Origin of the sequence: Paenibacillus amylolyticus (assembly GCF_051136285.1) — a bacterium.
Lineage (GTDB): Bacteria > Bacillota > Bacilli > Paenibacillales > Paenibacillaceae > Paenibacillus > Paenibacillus amylolyticus_F.
In genome coordinates this window covers 446644-464355 of sequence record NZ_CP194938.1, presented here as the reverse complement: position 1 = coordinate 464355, position 17712 = coordinate 446644, and the positions used below count along the sequence as shown (strand labels likewise).

17 protein-coding genes are annotated in these 17712 nt (G+C 45.1%); 14 read left to right on the top strand and 3 right to left on the bottom strand.

The genetic code is table 11. From position 1 onward, the window contains the following. The first annotated feature begins 84 nt into the window (after positions 1 to 84). The 10 genes from ACR8BL_RS02125 to ACR8BL_RS02080 all read left to right on the top strand — a co-directional run bounded on the left by ACR8BL_RS02125 (position 85) and on the right by ACR8BL_RS02080 (position 9324). Positions 85 to 1098, top strand: a complete 1014-nt coding sequence (locus tag ACR8BL_RS02125; RefSeq protein WP_434751080.1) for an alpha/beta fold hydrolase — start codon at positions 85 to 87, stop codon at positions 1096 to 1098. Between the two features lie 120 nt (positions 1099 to 1218). Further along, positions 1219 to 1839 carry an NAD(P)-dependent oxidoreductase gene (locus tag ACR8BL_RS02120; RefSeq protein WP_434751079.1) on the top strand — a complete coding sequence of 207 codons (621 nt, stop codon included), beginning with the start codon at positions 1219 to 1221 and terminating at the stop codon, positions 1837 to 1839. 265 nt (positions 1840 to 2104) lie between these two features. Next, entirely contained in the window at positions 2105 to 2572 is a 468-nt protein-coding gene (locus ACR8BL_RS02115; RefSeq protein WP_434751078.1) for a hypothetical protein, read from the top strand. Next, on the top strand, positions 2569 to 3624 hold the full coding sequence (locus ACR8BL_RS02110) for a CehA/McbA family metallohydrolase (protein ID WP_434751077.1): 1056 nt from the start codon (positions 2569 to 2571) through the stop codon (positions 3622 to 3624). Before ACR8BL_RS02115 ends, ACR8BL_RS02110 begins: the two co-directional genes overlap by 4 nt. Next, positions 3621 to 4379, top strand: coding sequence for a glycerophosphodiester phosphodiesterase (locus tag ACR8BL_RS02105; RefSeq protein ID WP_434751076.1), 759 nt, complete (start codon positions 3621 to 3623; stop codon positions 4377 to 4379). Before ACR8BL_RS02110 ends, ACR8BL_RS02105 begins: the two co-directional genes overlap by 4 nt. Then, entirely contained in the window at positions 4357 to 5394 is a 1038-nt protein-coding gene (locus tag ACR8BL_RS02100; RefSeq protein ID WP_434751075.1) for a LacI family DNA-binding transcriptional regulator, read from the top strand. The genes ACR8BL_RS02105 and ACR8BL_RS02100 overlap by 23 nt, the downstream gene beginning before the upstream one ends. A gap of 2 nt (positions 5395 to 5396) precedes the next feature. Further along, positions 5397 to 6221 carry an ABC transporter permease gene (locus tag ACR8BL_RS02095; RefSeq protein WP_434751074.1) on the top strand — a complete coding sequence of 275 codons (825 nt, stop codon included), beginning with the start codon at positions 5397 to 5399 and terminating at the stop codon, positions 6219 to 6221. A 48-nt stretch (positions 6222 to 6269) separates the two neighbouring features. Continuing rightward, the gene (locus tag ACR8BL_RS02090; protein ID WP_434751073.1) at positions 6270 to 7310 is read left to right on the top strand and encodes an ABC transporter ATP-binding protein; all 1041 of its coding nucleotides are present in this window, start codon (positions 6270 to 6272) and stop codon (positions 7308 to 7310) included. 14 nt (positions 7311 to 7324) lie between these two features. Then, complete coding sequence (locus tag ACR8BL_RS02085; protein WP_434751072.1) at positions 7325 to 8488, top strand: extracellular solute-binding protein; 1164 nt, start codon at positions 7325 to 7327, stop codon at positions 8486 to 8488. Further along, positions 8485 to 9324 carry an ABC transporter permease gene (locus ACR8BL_RS02080; protein WP_434751071.1) on the top strand — a complete coding sequence of 280 codons (840 nt, stop codon included), beginning with the start codon at positions 8485 to 8487 and terminating at the stop codon, positions 9322 to 9324. The genes ACR8BL_RS02085 and ACR8BL_RS02080 overlap by 4 nt, the downstream gene beginning before the upstream one ends. A gap of 137 nt (positions 9325 to 9461) precedes the next feature. Here ACR8BL_RS02080 and ACR8BL_RS02075 read toward each other — a convergent pair whose 3' ends face one another. Continuing rightward, on the bottom strand, positions 9462 to 9884 hold the full coding sequence (locus ACR8BL_RS02075; protein WP_434751070.1) for a VOC family protein: 423 nt from the start codon (positions 9882 to 9884) through the stop codon (positions 9462 to 9464). Positions 9885 to 10078: 194 nt separating this feature from the next. On the opposite strand from ACR8BL_RS02075, the gene ACR8BL_RS02070 reads away from it, so the two are divergent. The 3 genes from ACR8BL_RS02070 (at position 10079) to ACR8BL_RS02060 (ending at position 14966) form a co-directional block, all read left to right on the top strand. Then, the gene (locus ACR8BL_RS02070; protein ID WP_434751069.1) at positions 10079 to 11899 is read left to right on the top strand and encodes a family 43 glycosylhydrolase; all 1821 of its coding nucleotides are present in this window, start codon (positions 10079 to 10081) and stop codon (positions 11897 to 11899) included. Between the two features lie 365 nt (positions 11900 to 12264). Then, positions 12265 to 13617, top strand: coding sequence for a glucoamylase family protein (locus ACR8BL_RS02065; RefSeq protein ID WP_434751068.1), 1353 nt, complete (start codon positions 12265 to 12267; stop codon positions 13615 to 13617). A 329-nt stretch (positions 13618 to 13946) separates the two neighbouring features. Continuing rightward, on the top strand, positions 13947 to 14966 hold the full coding sequence (locus tag ACR8BL_RS02060) for a phosphotransferase enzyme family protein (protein WP_434751067.1): 1020 nt from the start codon (positions 13947 to 13949) through the stop codon (positions 14964 to 14966). Between the two features lie 86 nt (positions 14967 to 15052). Here ACR8BL_RS02060 and ACR8BL_RS02055 read toward each other — a convergent pair whose 3' ends face one another. Both ACR8BL_RS02055 and ACR8BL_RS02050 read right to left on the bottom strand, forming a co-directional pair. Then, on the bottom strand, positions 15053 to 15760 hold the full coding sequence (locus ACR8BL_RS02055) for a transglutaminase-like domain-containing protein (protein WP_434751066.1): 708 nt from the start codon (positions 15758 to 15760) through the stop codon (positions 15053 to 15055). 29 nt (positions 15761 to 15789) lie between these two features. Continuing rightward, complete coding sequence (locus ACR8BL_RS02050) at positions 15790 to 16551, bottom strand: helix-turn-helix domain-containing protein (RefSeq protein WP_434752982.1); 762 nt, start codon at positions 16549 to 16551, stop codon at positions 15790 to 15792. A 292-nt stretch (positions 16552 to 16843) separates the two neighbouring features. Here ACR8BL_RS02050 and ACR8BL_RS02045 point away from each other — a divergent pair, with 292 nt between their 5' ends. Further along, entirely contained in the window at positions 16844 to 17599 is a 756-nt protein-coding gene (locus tag ACR8BL_RS02045; RefSeq protein ID WP_434752981.1) for an SDR family oxidoreductase, read from the top strand. The last annotated feature ends 113 nt before the right edge of the window (positions 17600 to 17712 follow it).

Below are 17712 nucleotides of genomic sequence, written 5' to 3'. Positions count from 1 at the left end.
TGCATTCATTTGGAGGACATCCAAGTTGAGTACACTTGGCTTGATCGCAAAATCCACCACAGAAAGAAACAGGACTTGAAGGAGATGAAGAGGTTGATTCAACCAGATAACTCGGATTCAAAAAAATCAAAAGCAAGCCAGGATTCCAAAGCCAAGCGAGTTCTTAAACTTTTATTAAAAGTCATAGTCTCTATACTTATCGTCATCCTGCTTTTCATCGCGACCGTATTCACGGTGAACCAAGTCAGCAGTCATTCTGAACAAAAACGACTGGAGCACTACGGGCAACAGGTATCTGTCGATGGAAAACGAATGAACGTATTCATGCAGGGTGAAGGGAAAGAAACAATAGTCATTTTGCCCGGATTCGGAACAGCTTCACCTGCGCTTGACTTTAAACCGCTCATCTCTGAACTGAGTCCTCATTATAAGGTCGTAGTTGTCGAACCTTTTGGTTACGGATTAAGTGACTCGACGGACAAAGAGCGTAGTTCTGCTAACATTACACATGAGATCCATAGCGCTTTGCAAAGCCTAGGGATCAAACGTTATACGCTGATGGCTCACTCCATCTCCGGTCTCTATAGTCTGGACTATGTGAACCAATATGCAGATGAGGTACAAGCATTCATTGGGCTAGATCACAGTGTACCGTCTCTTAGTGAGCAAAAAGTTGAAGCATCCGACATACAGCCCATTAAATGGTTCCGCAACCTTGGTTTTGCCCGTGTGCAGTTGAAGCTAAGTGATGACCCGTATGAAGGGCTTTCCTATGACGACGATACAAGAGATCAATTAAACATCTTCATCCACAAAAATATGTATAACAACACGCAATTAAATGAAGCGGTGAGCATGTATTCCAACTTCGAGGCAGCAAAACAACTTACATGGCCGAGAGATTTACCCGTTCTTTTCTTTGTACAGAAGAAGCACCCTGTCGTGAAAGAGTGGGTTCCGGAGCATGAGAAACAGATCGCGAACGCTGAGCAGGGAGAAATGGTTTTACTGGAGGCGGGACATTACTTGTATCGCTCCCATCCCAAGGAGATTGCTCAGAAGATTAAGGAGTTCAGCGAAAAGATCACTACACATTGAAGCAACACCGTTATGCGGCGTACTTAGAGTACCCGGATAACGTTTTTTTTGTTATTCTATTGTTTTACGGGCAAAATGTTGGCAAACCATATAGTAAACATTACATCAGGAGGTTTCTTTATGCATATTTTAGTGCTCGGAGCTACTGGACGTGTCGGAAGCCATATCGTTACATACGCGCTTCAGGACGGTCACCAAGTAACGGCTTTGGTTCGTACGCCAGAGAAAATAAACACACATCATGACCAGTTGACGATTATACAAGGTAACGTGTTGGAACCCCAAGATCTCTTCCGTGCCATACAAGGCGCTGATGTGGTGATCAGTGCGTTGAATACGGATGGAACAACCACTCTTTCGGAAAGTATGCCGTTACTTATGGATGCTATGGTACAAGAAGGCATACAACGAATCATTACTGTGGGAACGGCTGGTATTCTGCAAAGCAGAACCGAACCTGAGAAGCTGCGCTATCAATCCAGTGAATCCAAGCGCAAGTCAACCCGAGCGGCTGAGGAACATGAACGGGTGTATACACTGCTAAAAGAATCCAATCTGGAGTGGACCATGGTGTGTCCAACGTATTTGCCAGATGGGGAACGTCTTGGTACCTACCGGGTAGAACGAGATATGTTGCCCGAGGGCGGCACTGAAATTTCCGTTGGGGATACTGCTGAATTCACCTATCGTCAACTCATGGATCGTCGGTTTATGAACTCCAGGGTCGGTATATCCTACTGACGCTGACTAAAAAGGCATCTATAATTCAGCTATGGGAAAATAGACTAATTCTCTTTGAGTGTGTGAAAACAATCAACTATGTCCTGATCAGAAGGGCCTGTCTTCTTTTAATAGAAGGCAGGCCCTTTTCGGCTTTACAGAATATTAACACGCGCCAGAAACAGGGCTGATAATCTCACCTTAACATAAGAAGTGGATGTGGGAACGGTCCCACAGAGGAATCATCATTTCTTTTTCATAACACGCTGAAGGGTGTGCTGTTCAAATGAAGGTACTGGATCTGACAGGAAGCCTCACTTCCCATGATTCAAAGACACATATCTGCATGCCATTTGTTGTCGAAACCGGATGCGCCAAGCTGCACATGCGCTTGCAATACGGGCCCAAAACCCTTGAGGATCAGGACAGATCCATAGAGCTGCTTAAAGAAAGTTACGATCTGTACATTTTACCCGAACAGCGTGAATACGCCATAGCGAATGCGAGTCGGCATCTCCCGTTAAAAAACCTGATGACCCTATCGCTGGACGACACAAGTCGATACCGTGGAGCTTGCCATCGCCATGATCCTATTCAGGAACTGTACATAACCAAACAGGATGCTTCCCCTGGACTGATACCGGGTGAACTGCCCGCTGGAACCTGGACGGTCATATTAAGCGTGCATTGTATTGTGACAGAAACATGCACCTATCAGATGCAAATCTGGACATCCGAGGGGGACAGCTTATGAAATGGCTCGCTTGTGAACTGCATACCCATACGCTGCACAGTGACGGCAGTCAGACCCTCGAAGAACTTGTTACAGGTGCCGCTGAACTCGGATTCGATGCTATCGCATTGACAGATCATAACACCATGTCTGGCTTGATCGGTAAAGGCGAGATAGAACAGGAATACGGGCTGCACATCATCCCGGGTATGGAGTGGACGACCTTTTACGGTCATATGGTGACTATTGGGCTTCAAGAATTTGCAGATTGGCGTGATGTGAGCCGGGACGATATTGAAAAAGGAATCGCGGTTGTTCATCGACACGGGGGTATTGCTGGACTTGCACACCCATTTCGTATCGGAAGTCCCGCCTGCACAGGCTGCTTCTGGGAATATGAGATTACGGACTGGCCTAGCGTTGATTATATCGAAGTGTGGTCTGGTACATTTCCCTCCATTCAGACGAATAATCATCGAGCCTTTGAACTATGGACACAAAAGTTGAATGAGGGATACCGGATCGCGGCCACCTCGGGCCGAGACTGGCATTCACAAGATAAGACCGATGATCCGCTCTCTGTCACATACCTTGGAATTGGGGAAGAGGCAAACATGGCTTCGCTTCACACAGATCACTTGATTCACTCCTTACGTGAAGGAAGAGTGTCTGTAACGATGGGGCCATTACTCACTTTGACGATGAGCGATGGAGATACCACTTACCCTCTGGGTTCTGTCGTTCCGCCTCCACTGCTCAGGACGCAAAATACGGAACAGCTGCTGCTGGCGCATATCACCTTGGACTTCTCTGCCCGTGCCGGAAAGTGGTCGTTACCAGATCAGACATTAATGATCAAGCTGTTCTCCAATCTGGGCGAGGAAGGACAGGCAGAGGTGGTCGGGCAACCAAACGAGCCTGTTCTGGAATTGCATATGCCGCTGTCTGCAAATGATGCAGCAGCACCTCGAACATGGATTCGTGCCGAATGTTGGGGAACGATGAAAGGCGCATATGTGCGAATCGCTTTTACCAACGCCATCTATTTTGAAGAAGGAGCGAAGCAACCATGAGCAGATTCCCGCTGATTACAGCACATACGGGTAGCATGGGACATCCTGATCACTCTTTTGAATCATTACAGGCTTCCTTGGGACTAGGGGTGGATATTTACGAAGACGATATTCGAATAACCCGGGACGGGATTCCCGTGCTCGCGCATGATGATGAAGTCGAACTCGAAGGCGGCAGACGAGGCTGTCTGGAGAAACTTACGTTGAATGAGTTGAATGCGAAGAGACTAACTCCGTTCACGACCCTTCAGGAGATGCTGCTGCAAATCCATGAGGCGGGTAAAATCATGAACCTTGATATCAAAACGGATCACGCGCTGGAACCAGTGTCGACCCTGATTGAGCAGATGCACATGAGAGAACACGTATTACTAAGCGGTTGTGCATATGAAACTGCAAAGAAAGCAGCCAGGTATGCACCACATATTCGCAGGTTACTGAATGTAAACCTGAAGCATCTGGGACGTATCCGCTATGCGGATGCTATCAATCAGATGTGCAAGGAAGCCAAAGATACTGGCTGCTTTGGACTAAACCTGCCTTTTCAGATCCTACAAGAGGATTTCACTAATATCGTACATTCGAACGGACTTGATGTCTATGTATGGACGGTTATGGAGGCTGAGGATATGCACAGGCTGGCACGATGGGGCGTCGATTCCATTACCACTCGTGATCCGCTGAAGCTGACAGCTGTGCGTGAAGAGATGAATCGGGCGGAGGAGAAACGGGTTGAACCAAAAGCTGAACTATAGTCTGCGAGAACTAGCAGAACTGGCAGGTGTATCCAAATCAACAGCATCCCGTGTGATCTCTGGCAATGGGTACGCAAGTCCTGATGTGCGAGAGCGTGTGCTTCAGGCGGCCGATCAGCTCCGATACAAACCTAGCGCAGTTGCAAGGGCCATGGTTTCGAAGCGCACGTATAACATCGGTGTCATCGTTTTTCGGGACAAGCTACCTATTGTATCCCACACGCTGTATGGACGAATTATTGATGAGATTCTAATGGCTGCTGAAGAGCTGGGTTATTCCATCTTTTTGAAGACGGATCGGGAAATGTCACTGCGCTCTACGGATTACATGCTGGAGCAGCGAGTGGATGGACTCATTCTGGTCAGTCGATTACAGAAGAACGTGATCGACTACGTTAAAAAATTCAATATTCCATATCTCATGGTCAACGGATCAACCGAAGATCCCGATGTTGTACATCTCGTTAGCAACGATGAAGCAGGAGGTCAACGCGCAGCAGAATATTTGGTTTCCTGTGGACACCGCCGATTCTTCGTCATTGCCGGGCCAGGCGAGCATCGAAGCCACTCGTTACGGCTGAAGGGTTTTTGCCAGCGTCTCGAATCACTTGGTATCTCCGCCTCTCAAGGGCAGGTTACCATCGTGCCATCTTTGGAATCGAGCTTCGAATCTGGACATCAAGTAATGGAAGAGAACTATGCAGCTTTCCGGGAAGGGCAGTACAGCGCACTTTTCAGTACAAACGACATGCTGGCACTGGGTGCGATGAAGGTGATGCTCGATCGCGGCATGCAGATCCCGGAGGATGTAGCGGTAATGGGTTACGATAACACGGAGTTATCCAGCATGGTTCACCCTTCACTGACTACGGTCAGCGTGGATGCCACAAGCATTGGGCGTGATGCCGTATCTATTCTGGATCGCCTGATTCGCGGGGAGAAGAATGTACCTCATTTGACCGAATACGAAAGTCACGTACTGATTCGACAATCGACAAAAAGAGAGGAGGAATAGATATGTTGTGGTACTGGAAACATGTTGGGCCAAGAAGAATCATTGAATTTGTATTACTGACCTTGTTCGCCATTTTCTTTGCAGGACCTCTGGTTAATCTGCTGGTGCTTGCATTTAGTGAAAAATGGAACTACCCGGACATTCTTCCTCAGATCTGGGGATTTAAATGGTGGGAATTCGTGCTGGCGAAGGATGACATCGTCTCGTCGATCTCGTTATCCTTCCTTATCGCTACGCTCGTAACTTTGCTGTCCATCGTCATCTGCATCCCGGCTGCGTATGCTTTTGCCAGATTGCAATTTCCACTGAAGCGCATGTTCCTGTTTTCGTTCCTTCTGACACATGCTTTTCCCAAAATGGGGCTGTATGTCTCCATCGCCGTACTTTTCTACCAGATCGGTCTGATGAATACACTTCTTGGTGTTGTGCTGATTCATATGATTAATGTGCTGATGTTCATGACCTGGATTCCCACCTCTGCCTTCCGCAACGTACACCGGGCACAAGAAGAGTCGGCGCGAGACGTTGGGGCGAGTCCGTTCAAAGTGTTTCGCAGCATCACATTACCTATGGCGATGCCCGGCATTATGGTTGCATCCATCTTTACCTTTCTCAACTCACTGGATGAAGCACAAGGGACGTTCCTGGTCGGTATTCCCGATTATAAAACGATGCCCATCGTGATGTACTCGATCATTTCCGATTTTCCAAGCAGTGCCGGAGCCGTATTCTCCATTATTCTGACACTGCCGACGATCATTTTGCTAGTAGCAGCCCAACGGCTGGTTAGCGCGGATGTGCTAGCCAATGGTTTTCAGATGAAATAAACAACGTTTCGGTCATCATACCGGGGCAAAAGGGAGGCAGTACGTACCATGCAGTTGTCAGTACGCGAGTTATCTAAACGTTACAAAACGGGCGATGGGGTCAGCGGCATCAACATCGATATTCAAAAGGGAGAGCTGGTTACATTGCTGGGACCTTCAGGTTGCGGGAAAACAACCGTGCTTCGGAGCATTGGTGGATTTCTGGAACCGGACTCTGGCGACATTCTAATCGAAGGCCAAAGTGTGATTCAGCTGCCGCCGGAGAAACGTCCGACCTCCATGGTGTTCCAAAGCTATAATCTATGGTCCCATATGTCGGTATACGACAACCTGGCGTTTGGTCTAAAAATTCGCAAAAAGCCCAAGGATGAGATTCAAACCGCTGTAGAGGATGCACTCAAGCTGGTTCGGCTGTCGGGGTTTGACAAAAAATATCCGGCCGAGCTGTCTGGTGGACAACAACAGCGCGTTGCCCTCGCGCGTTCCCTGCTGCTTAATCCGGCCGTGTTGTTATTGGACGAGCCATTCTCTGCACTGGACGCCAAACTGAGACATGAGATGCGCGAGGAACTCCGTGAGATTCAGATAAAAACAGGACTCACGATGGTGTTTGTGACGCATGATCAGGAGGAGGCCTTGTCCTTATCCGACCGCATTATCGTCATGAATCACGGGCGAATTGAACAAATCGCAGAGCCTCAACGGATTTATGATGAGCCTGCTTCATTATATGTTGCCAGTTTTATCGGCAAAATGAATTTCCTGAGAGGGGTGGCAGCAGGGGAAAGCATTCAAATTGGAGATATCCTTCTCCCAAACGAGAAAAATCTGGATGGACAGGTGATAGCAGCAGTTCGACCGGAAGACGTACAGTTGCAATTAACCGTAGGAGATCAGCAGAGCTTGGCAGGAAAAATCAAACAAGTGATGATTCTGGGGCATTATGCCGAAGTTACCATTGATCTGTCCCAGCTTGGTGTTATTCGTGCTTTTCTAAACAAAGAGGGGGTAGAGCAGCTTCATACAGGTAAGGACGTTCACGTATCGATCAGCAAAATGACTGCATTTCCACATGAGGAATCATACTGAGGAGGAAGAAAAATATGCTTAAGAAGAACCCTTTTTTATCATTGTTGACGGTAGTTGGATTGTCCATGTCTCTACTCGCAGGTTGTGGCAGCGTAAGTGATACCAAGGCAGCGTCAAGTGAGGGCAGCGCAGCTGCATCGAGTAAGCCCGTATCTTTTAACTTCTATTTTACAGGCTCACAAAATGTAAAAGACCTGTGGGACTCACTGGAACCGATGTTTGAAAAAGAACACCCGGATGTCGACGTTAAACTGGTTTACATTCCATCAGGCACTGGAGCAGAGCCAACCTATGACCGGATCCTGGCTGCCAAGAAGGCAGGAAAGGGATCAGGGGATATTGATCTGTACGAGGATAGCATCACTACCGTTTCCCAAGGAATCAAAGATGACGTATGGGCACAGCTGGATGCGAAGGACATTCCCAATCTGAGTAAAGTTAACGCTAATACGATGAAGGATGTTAACCATTATGCAGTCCCATATCGTTCATCAGCAGTTGTTCTGGCTTATAACAGCACTAAGGTAAGCAATCCGCCCAAGACACTGGATGAACTCATGACATGGATTAAAGCAAATCCCGAGCAATTCGCTTATAATGACCCTTCAACTGGCGGTTCGGGAAGCTCATTTGTGCAGACGGTTGTTTATAAAGATCTGCCAGAAGAAGACATTCACAACTCTGATCCAGCGATTATGGAGAAGTGGAGTACCGGCTTCAATGCCCTCAAAGAAATTGGACCATTCGTTTACGGCAAAGGCATTTATCCTAAGAAAAACCAGGGTACCCTGGACTTGCTTATGAATGGAGAGGTGTCCATGATTCCGGCTTGGTCCGATATGGTGCTGCAACAATTGAACGAAGGTTTGCTGCCGGATACGATCAAAATGCAACAGATTACACCAGGTTTTAACGGTGGCCCAACATATTTGATGGTGAATCAAGCGTCGGACAAAAAAGAAGCGATTAACACTTTCCTGAATTTCGTATTGTCCCCAGAAGCACAGGAAGTGATTGTAAACAAAATGAACGGTTTCCCTGGTATCGAGCTTTCCAACATGTCCAAGGAAGTACAAAGCAAATTTGACGGAGTAGCTGAAGGCTTCCGCACATTTAACATCGGGGATCTGGGCACAGAAATTAATAAACGCTGGCAGAGTGACGTCGCTGCTCAATGAGTAAGGAAATCAGGCAGTCGATTACAGGTATAGCGATGGTGCTCCCCTCCTTCGCAATCCTGCTGATTGTAGTCATCATTCCAATTATTCAGTCGTTTATTATGAGTCTGACCACTGATTCAGGCGGTTATGATCTGAGCCGATATACGTTTTTGTTTACTGACAAAGGCATGCGTGATAACATCGTTTTCACTCTGAAAATCACAGCGATAACCTGCATCGTCGTTATACTTATCAGCTACAGCCTGGCAATCTACATGCGTTTCAACCAAGGGCCGATTGTGAATCTGATTCGTAAAACGTACATGATTCCGCTTTTTATTCCGGGGGTTATTGCAACCTATGGCCTGATTAATCTGCTTGGCAACCACGGCTGGCTTGCACGTCTGCTGGAGGTGGTAGGGATAACGTTGCCGCGCATCATTTTTGATGAAAAAGGAATTATCATTGCGAATCTTTGGTTCAACATTCCGTTCACAACGATGCTTCTTAGTTCCGCACTATCCGGCATTCCTTCATCCGTGATTGAAAGTGCTAAGGACGTGGGTGTTGGCAGGCTGACACTGTTTACCCGGTTTATATTCCCGCTGTCCTACAAAACATTTCTTGTTGCAATAACCTTTGTCTTTATGGGGGTCATTGGCTCGTTTACCGCGCCATTCCTGATCGGAGCGAACTCTCCCCAGATGCTCGGGGTATCCATGCAGCAGGTGTTCAGTGTATTTCAGGAACGTGAACAGGCCGCAGCCATTGCATTTTTCTCTTTCTTGCTCTGTTCGGTGCTTGGGGCATTCTACATTCGTTCCATGGCAGAGGATGAGAAGGGGAGAATTTAAAGTCAAAGCAGATGTTTAAACTGGAACACGGCTTCATTGAAGTGGATTAAACATGAATTTAGCCCCTCTGAAGAGAGGGGCTTTTCATATTTTTGTTAATATACATGTTTTGCTTTACGTTTCGTCTACTTGCACCACTACTTCATACGATTGGAGATCGGGTGATCCTCATTCATCTGCAGCAAATCCCACAGGTTCCCGTAAAGGTCTTTAAACACAGCAACGATGCCATACGATTGTTCCTTCGGCTCTCTTACAAATTCAATTCCTTTGGATACCATGTCATTGTAATCTCTCCAGAAGTCATCGGTATTCAGGAACAGGAAAACACGCCCACCAGCTTGGTTACCGATAAACGGCTCTTGCTCCGGCTTGGAAGCTCTAGCGAGTAATATGGTTGTGCCGATGGAACCGGGAGGAGCGACCACCACCCATCTTTTATCCTGCTCAGGTTGATAGGTGTCTTCGAGTAACGTAAAGTTCAACTTTCGGGTATAAAACTCGATCGCTTCATCGTAATCGTTAACAACCAGGGCGATATGTATTATGGATTGAATCATAAGGGGTTAGTCCTCCAGTTCATTTGAGCTTAACTTTGCAATTATACCATTGTATACGAAGACCCGGCGGTGGTAAATGAGCGAAGTGCAGTAAGTTATACTACTCCTAAAAGCAGATTTGAAGTAAGATACAAAGTAAGTTAAGCGCTTTCTTTTATAAAAAATACTATACATAACTTAGGAGGCTAATGAACTTGTTGAACACAAACATAAACACAAACTACGCTGGATATCTCTTTGTGCATTTTATCGGTGAGCAGCCCGATGGAGAGCAGGTATATTTTTCATATAGTGAGGATGGCTTGCACTGGAAGGATCTAGGTGGAGGTAATCCCGTATTACGCTCCAAACTGGGTGAACAAGGCGTACGGGACCCGTTTCTCATTCGCTCCGCCAAGGATGGCAAGTTTTATCTGATTGCTACCGATCTACGAATAGCAAACGGCAAAGGCTGGGATACAGCAGTTCATGCGGGCAGCCGCGACATTGTTGTCTGGGAATCCAGCGATCTCACAACGTGGTCTTCTCCATGGACCGTAACAGTCGGTGTAGCGGGGGCGGGCTGCGTGTGGGCACCTGAAGCCGTGTATGATGAAATAGCTGATGAATTTCTTGTATTCTGGGCCTCGGCCACAGAGGAAGCACATGAATCTGAGCGTAAACAAAAGATTTACAGCGCACGCACCAAAGACTTCCGTACATTCACTCCATCGGAAAAGTATATCGAGCGTGAAAATCACATCATTGATACGACCATTCTTGCTTCATCGGGTTCTTACTACCGCTATTCCAAAGATGAAACAACCAAAAACATTCGCGTTGAAAAGGGTAACTCTCTGGACAAGGATGCCTTCACTCCGCTCCATGCGCCTCTGCTGGAAGCGCTGATGGGTGTAGAAGGGCCGCAGATATTTAAATTCAATGACCGGGAGGAGTGGTGTCTGATTGTTGATCGTTTTGCAGAGGGAAAAGGTTATCTACCGCTGTTGACGACTGATTTGGATAGCGGAAACTTCCGAATAGCTTCAGATGATGAGTTTGATATGGGAAAAACCAAAAAGCGACATGGCGGCATTTTGCCAATCACCGCGGAAGAATGTAACCGGCTGATAGCAGCGTATGGAGACGGGCACCAGGTACTGGCTAGTCAGTACGCCGACCCTGATATCGCAAAGGTTGACGACCGCTACTATATGTATCCAACTACTGATGGTTTTGATGGGTGGTCAGGTACACAGTTTAAGGTCTTTTCCTCGATCGATCTGAAGTATTGGCAAGATGAAGGTGTGATTCTTGATCTGGCAACGGATGATGTACCTTGGGCCATCGGGAATGCATGGGCACCAGCGATTGCCAGCCGGAACAACAAGTTTTACTACTATTTCTGCGGAAAGATGCCTAACGATGAGAGCGCTATTGGTGTCGCCGTTGCCGATTCCCCAACGGGGCCATTCCGAGCGGAGCCGCAGCCACTGATTACGATGGATCAATTAAGACGGCTTGGTATCACAATGGGACAAGCCATTGATCCTTCAATCTATGCAGAGCAAGATGGCAAAATGTATCTATTGTTTGGCAACGGGGATGCTGCCATTGTGGAGCTTGGTGACGATATGATCACGGTTCGTGAAGATACGATGCGTAACCTTGCAGGATTGCATGATTTCAGGGAGGCTGTAACCGTGTTAAAGAGGGATGGCCTATACCACTTCACATGGTCTTGTGATGATACGGGAAGTGAAGATTACCATGTCAATTACGGTACGTCGGAAAGCCTCTATGGCCCAGTGACCTATCACTACCCTGTTTTAAGTAAAAATGTAGAAAAAGACATGCTGGGAACAGGACATCACTGTATTTTCCATGATTCTGAAACGGATCAGTACCACATGGCTTACCATCGTTTTGTCACTCCGTTATCGCGGTTCTCCGAAGGAAAAGGGTATCACCGGGAAGTGTGTATTGACCCGATTCAGTTTGGAACGGATGGGCGAATGAAGCCTGTTGTTTTGTAAAATGATGGGATGGTTTGAGCAGTATTGAAGCGAACAATCACGATACAAACCAATGCAACTCGAATAGAGTATTGTGATTGAATTTCATCATTTGTATGTCTCATGGAAGCCGCTAACCCTAGCGGCTTTTTTAGCGTTTGCTTATATACGTACCTGGGTCGAATCTTCGCTCTTACACAAGAGAGAGTGACTACACGCATCAGAATCTCTGTTATTCATGAAACGTTTCGAAATGAAAACCAAAAGAAAAACCTGAATAAAACTATAAAAAGTAAGGGTTTTCATTTTGTTGTTTACCAATTATGGGCATCCGTGCTATCATAAATACGAAACGTTTCGAATTACATTTTGAAGGGAGAAAAGGGATGAACATTGTAAAAAGGTTAGGACTTGTTTTAACTTTTTGTCTGTTTGCCAGTACAGCTTTCACTCCTGTCTTATCGGCACATGATTCAGGTAAACCACAAGGTTTCAAACCAGAATTGAAAGCGGTTGCCGAGAAAACGTACAAGTACTTCAACGATTTTACCGATCCCAAAACAGGATTGACGTATGATGAGGTCAGAATGAAGGAGAAGGGCATCGAAGAAGCCAAACGCACTTCACCCACAAACATTGCGATGTACATGATGAGTACGGTTTCTGCGGAGCAAATGGGTATCCTTTCAAAGAAAGAAGCCGTATCCCGCTTGAAAACAACGCTTAACACACTGGAGAAGATGGATAAGTGGAACGGGCTCTTTTATAACTGGTATAACACAGACGATGGTTCCGTCAAAAAAGATTGGGGGCAATTTATATCTCAAGTGGATAACGGTTGGTTATCTGCTGGATTAATTGTCGTTGGTCAAGCCTATAAAGAATTGAATACACAAACCAGCACACTTGTTAAACAGATGAACTACACAACGTTGTACGATCCGGAAGTCGGTCAATTCCGTGGTGGCTATGATGTCGCCAAAGGCGCACTGACAGAGCACCATTATGGGTCATTTTACACAGAACCTCGTGTAGGAAGTTATATTGCTATTGGTAAAGGAGATGTACCGAAAGAACATTGGTGGAAGATGTATCGTACGATGCCTCTGGAATGGGATTGGCAGTCTCAGATTCCACAGGGTCACACGGTGAATTATGATGGCGTGGATGTTTTCGAAGGAAGTTATGAGTATAAAGGTAAAAAGTTCGTACCTAGCTGGGGCGGTAGCATGTTTGAAGGACTTATGCCGGGTCTCGTGATCAAGGAAAAGGACTTGGGTACTCAGGCATTAGGATTAAACAATCAACGTCATGTCGAATTGCAAATCGAATATGCCAAAGAAAAAGGATATGTTGCCTGGGGATTCTCCCCGTCCGCAACTCCAACAGGATATAGTGAGTTTGCAGCGACACCTCTTGGCATCTCAGGTTACAAAGACGGAGCAACGGTAACTGCACACGCAACATTCCTCGCTCTGGATTATGCGCCTAAAGAGGCACAAAAAAACATCAAAACGTTGAAAAAGTTAAACATGATGGGTAAATACGGCTTATATGACTCCATCAATCTGGACACCAAAGAGATTGCCAAAGCTTATCTGGCACTGGATCAGGGCATGATTATGGTATCCATTGCCAACTATCTGGAAGACGGGGTGATTCGAGAATATTTCCACAGTGATCCGATCGGTAAGAAACCTGAAGCATTATTGAAAAAAGAAGTGTTCTCCATTAAGTAGACCGGATTCAGCAGAATAGAACAGGAATAGGTTGAGAGTGCAACCGAAGAGAATAGTACCGAGGAGAAATCTTTCTCGTTTATCAGAAGTTCAGCTATTCAAATGGAACGAAGCATCGCTTGATGACGCTTCGTTCCGTTTTTTGTTTTCCTGCAAATGCTAGCTCTAGCAAATAACATATTCCTATTGCCGATCAGATATATGACTTTTCTGTGTAAAGCATAGTTTAAATTATTTACTACATATTTTTAAGCTTTTACTATCGTTACAATAACATATAAGAGAAGTAGTTAATTTTTACTTCATGAAAACTGCAGGGGGGATAACAAGTGAATGATTTTTTTAGATTTGATACGGATGAAGAACGGCGGGCGTTATTAATCAGAGCAAGGAAAGTTGTTTTATCAGCAATTCAACAGTATGACATAGAGTGGGATAACATCCAGTTTATTCAACTATCCGATTCGATTACGTATAAAATTGAAACCAGTACAGATAACCATTATTTGCTTCGCATTCATTCGGACCGATTGAGTAAAGAGGAAATTCGTTCGGAACTTTTACTGTTACAAGCACTGAACAAATCGAATGATCTAAAGGTACCCGAAGGAATACCAAGTTCTGATGGTATTTATGTATTGGACATCGAAACAGAGATAGGATATAGACGCCCTTATGTAACGATGATGCGGTGGATCGAGGGTGAAAAAGCACCAGGTGAATTTACGGATAGTCATGCATATAATATGGGGGTATTGATGAGCAGGCTGCATGAAGCAACAAAGGATTTCAATCCACCTTCTGAATTTGTAAGACCTACTTGGGGAGTAGAAAGTTTTAAACGTGATATGGCTAAGTTGGAACGTTATTATGAACATTTTTTATCCGAAGAGGCATGGAAGCAGTATCAAGATGCAGCTGAGAAGGTTGTATCCCAACTTACCACTATGCGTCCAAGTGAACATAACTATGGGCTCATTCATGCTGATTTACATACCGGTAATATGGTTTTTAATGATAATCAACCTTATCCGATTGATTTTGGAAGATGTGGGTACGGATATTATCTCTACGATATGGCAGGCAACATGTTGGAGCTTTGGCCAAAGCATCGATGGATGCTGATCCAAGGTTATGAGAGTATTAGGAAGTTGGAAACGGACTATACTCGGGATCTGGAATGTTTTTTCGTCATGTTCATGATCGAGAACTACTGCCATCACGCCTCTGATCCAAGAGAAACAGCCAGTTTAATCGATGAACAGAAATATGCCCAAGCATACATAAGAGAATATTTAAACGGTAATCCATTTTTATTCGAAGTGATCGAGCCTGTAAATATGGATTAATACGAAATTTCGCACGGAACGAAACAGAGAATTTGCTGAATCGTTCCGTATTTTTGTTGGGTGTTTTGCATCATAAGAATAAACGATCACCCCCGCCTAATGCTTCTCACATTCCTATTCATTAGATGCCTAACCACATGGCTGAATATCATTCTCTTGATTAGATTTAACTTTTGCGGATGGAGAGTAAAAAACTGATCCGGATTGTCAAACGTACCGAAATCCTGGAGAATACCTTCTTTTTGTACATAGGTATCATTTTCATTCCAAAAAATAGAGGGGTTTTGAAAATCATCCGTGGCCACTCCATAACCGCAAAATGAACCTGTACATTGTTTGAATTTTTGCTGAAGTTTGTGGAGATAGGGAAGATCAACGATGAAACCCTCCATATTTAACCACCTGTCGTTATATAAGACTTCAATCCAGCTATGGATGATCTCTTTCGGAGAAAGATGATAATACCAGCCATTCATGGCACCCTTCTGCAATTGCTTATGAATCGTAAAACCGTGAATGCGGCAAGGGATGCCCAGCGCTCTGAGCAGTGCCATGAACAAAATGCCTTTTGTATTGCACTGCCCGTAGCCGTCTTGCAGCACTTCTGAAGCTTGAATATCATCACCGCGATTATAACCAAATTCAATCTCGTCACGAACGTAATTATATACGTGCAGAATCTGCTCCTTTACAGAGAGTGAAGCCCAGTTACGACTGCGAATGAGGCTCTGGATGGCCGAGTGATTAAAGTTTAACAATTCCGTCTGCTCGAGATAGTGATACATGTTATTCATGATGAGCACCTCCTGTAAACATTGTATCGTCAGTACAGGGAGGAAACTTGCAAAAACACGCTATCTTTACGAATATCCTTCGCCGTCATGCCGAGCAATCGCTTGCTGGTATTGGCAAAATGAGAGGGCGTATCAAAACCGGCCGCCATGGCTGCATCCGTAATACTCCGTCCTTCAAAAATCAGATAGGATGCTTTCTGTAACTTATGTAACAACATATATCCGCTAAGTGAAATACCCGTATTCTCTTTAAACAAATGTGACAACCTGCTATTCGATAGACCGAACTGTTCAGCGTAAGTACGAATAGAGTGCTCCGAATCCGTGCAATTCTTCATTAATTGGATCAGTTCCTTGATTCGAGAGTCCGTGATGGCAGGTTGCATGAAATCCAGATGAAAGAAAGTCATGAGTTCTTGTACAAATAAACCATAACGTTCAGCATCATGGATTTGCGGTAAACTCGCTTTAATAAATCCGGCAACTTTTCCACTAACTTCTGAAGGGAAATTGGCGTATGCCTGTTTACCCATATACTGTTTAAAAGCTGCTGCGATGTTGGAGGTGCTATCTATTAAAAGCAATACCAAGGGCTGACCTGAGACCTGCAAGCGATGAGTAACATTGGAGTTAAGCACGATTCCAGCTGTAGATAGTTTTTCTCCCTGAACTTCAATCTGGAAATGATTTTCCAACGCAATTGTGACTTGAATAAACGTATGTTGATGTGCCTCAGCATCAATGGCATTGGAATGCACCAGAATGTGATGCTGCGCACCATATAAATTCATCAAACGGGGATCACCTCATAGATAAAATAAATACATGCTCACTGTCTATTACGCTACTTATAGGATAACTTTCAAATAGATTGTATCATCTAATCGCCTAATGTGGAGATACATATGTGATGGATGAAAAGTATGTTCTATCTGCATATCAAGGGAAAACGGAAGAGATTGGTTGAGCAGATCAGAGAACATTGGTCAGATCATTAAAGGTGATGTTCATCAGCTCTATTATCTACTATGATAAAGATTGATGAATATTTTCATAACAACTTCATGACATGGAGGTAAAATGATGACTCTAACTCAGAGAAAAATAGCAATCATCACAGGTGCCAGCGATCCAAGAGATATGGGCAGTGCTTTTTGCCGCAAGTTAGCTTCCAGAGATATTGATATTTTCTTCACACACTATAAGGCTGATCCTGAATGGATCAATGCCTTTCACAAGGAAATTGAAGACATGGGTGTTCGCTGTGCATCAATCGAGATCGATCTAACCGACCGTAACGCAGCACAACGAGTATACGAAAATGCAGTCGAGAAACTAGGGCAGCCTTGCATACTCATTAACAATGCAGCTTATAGTGTCAACACGGATTACAAGTCCTTTGACGCCGAATTCTTGGATAACCACTATGCTGTTAATATGCGATCGACGTTTCTACTGTGTACGATATTTGCCCGTGAATTCGAAAAATCTAATCTAACCTCAGGCAGGATTATCAATATGACGTCGGGACAGGATATATCACCGATGCCAGGCGAGTTAGCTTATGTTGCGACCAAGGGAGCGATCTCCGCCTTTACTACATCCTTATCCCGTGAACTTGCACCTTTAAAGATTACGGTAAATGCCGTAAACCCGGGACCAACCGATACAACGTGGATGGATGATTCCATTCGTGATTATCTTATGCCCAAGTTTCCACTAGGAAGAATCGGAGCCCCTGAGGATGCGGCCAATATTATTGATTTTCTGGTTAGTGAAGCAGGGGCGTGGATTACGGGGCAGGTTATTCATTCCGAAGGCGGTTTTATTCGGGAATAGTCGGATGCAACTGGCAAAAATAATAGATTGAAATCAAAAAAAGCTCAGCTAAGTTAGCTGGGCTTTTTCAAAGATATAATCAAAGTTTTGAACGAGGGGTAAAACGCTCTTCA